This window comes from Natrinema hispanicum (assembly GCF_900111485.1).
In the GTDB taxonomy this organism is placed as follows: Archaea; Halobacteriota; Halobacteria; order Halobacteriales; family Natrialbaceae; genus Natrinema; species Natrinema hispanicum_A.
The window spans coordinates 1-1404 of record NZ_FOIC01000088.1 but is presented as its reverse complement, the minus strand read 5'-3'; the positions used below and the strand labels follow the sequence as shown (position 1 = coordinate 1404).

Below are 1404 nucleotides of genomic sequence, written 5' to 3'. Positions count from 1 at the left end.
ACGCTCTCGGAGCTGGCACGGCCAGTTCCGAGAGCTCACGCGCAAGTGTATCGTGCATAACCTATCGCAGGCGGCGAGTTAGGGCTCGCCGCCTGTTCTCTTTCTCTGGACGTATCCGCCAGAGACATCGCCGTCATCCACGTACGGGTTCTCACAAAGTGACCTAATTCTGATGGTTGCAGAATCAACGAACTGTACTCCTCCCACATCATCCAGATCTCAAAACCATCAGTACAGGAGTTCTAACGCCATTAATTTGAATATCAAAATGCCAATACTGCCGCCGTCTTGCGTTCAACAGAGCAAGCCGAGTGCGAGTGCGGATGGACCTACGACCGCTCGCTCGAGGCCGACGACGAGCTGACCGTCGACGACAATCGGGAGATCGCCGAACGTGTCGTGCGCTCACATCGCTACAAGTGCAACGCGACCGGCGAGGACTGGGGCGAGACGGAAGACGGCAGGTTGTCGATGCCGAGAAGTGAATAGCGACTAGCGATTTCCGACAGTATTTTCGCTCGAAGTTGCGAATCGACAGCCTGCGGCGTGCTCGAGGCCACGCCGTGTTTCTGCGTTCGGACAGGCGAAGTGATCTATCAGTGCGGCGACTAACCAGCGGTTACTCCGGCCATGGCCCTGATTAGACGGTACACCATCGCTGCCGGGCAAATTGGGCGCTCGAGGACAGTCGGCAGTCAGACCCCCGCCACGCTTATCCCGGGTCCAAGGCGTTCGACAATCGCCATGAAAGCACTCGCCTATGGAATTGTGATTGGGTTCGGCAGCGTAGTGGTGGAAATAGGCGTTCGAGCGCTCCGACAGTGGCTCGAGCGCCGTCGCGGTGGTTAACGGTGGTATGGTGGGTATCGACTGGTAGCGCGACCGGCCAGCAAGCCGGTTTTCTACAGGCTGAGTAGGGCGAGTGCCTCGGGGCTTGTCCCCGAGGTACTTCACCAACCTTCCCCGAGATCACACGTCGACAGAGGCCACTTTCCGAATATGCAGCCGTCTTGGAAGGCGTCAACAACGTCGGGCCGGCCACGTCGAAGGCGATTGCCCGCGAGTACGAGACACTCGAGGGGTTGCGTGCGAGCGACCGGGAGCGACTGGAAGGTGTCTACGGTGTTAGCCTATTGTGTATTAATTCGTCTATTATCGAGAAGTCGAGGCCCCGTTCAATTCTGGTCCATGAGTAGACTTACCTACAGCTGTTTCACCAAATCGCGACTCAAACAAACCATCGGAGAAGCTATTGTAGCTCTTCGACGAGCGCAGTCACTGCTTCGTCAACAAGATCACTGTCAAGGCAGCCCTGCCAGAAGTCGATGTCCTCGTGATCTATCGATTGGACGCCCCACGGGACGATCCGACTCTCATCCGGCATCCCACCACGAAGCCAACGCT

1 protein-coding gene and 1 pseudogene are annotated in these 1404 nt (G+C 57.3%); one reads left to right on the top strand and one right to left on the bottom strand.

The features are described from left to right. Positions 1 to 288 precede the first annotated feature (288 nt). Complete coding sequence (locus BSG09_RS20045) at positions 289 to 489, top strand: hypothetical protein (protein WP_092936257.1); 201 nt, start codon at positions 289 to 291, stop codon at positions 487 to 489. A gap of 760 nt (positions 490 to 1249) precedes the next feature. On the opposite strand, the pseudogene BSG09_RS21810 reads toward BSG09_RS20045, so the two are convergent. Continuing rightward, positions 1250 to 1404 (bottom strand): annotated as a pseudogene (locus BSG09_RS21810) (type II toxin-antitoxin system PemK/MazF family toxin); the annotation flags it as partial.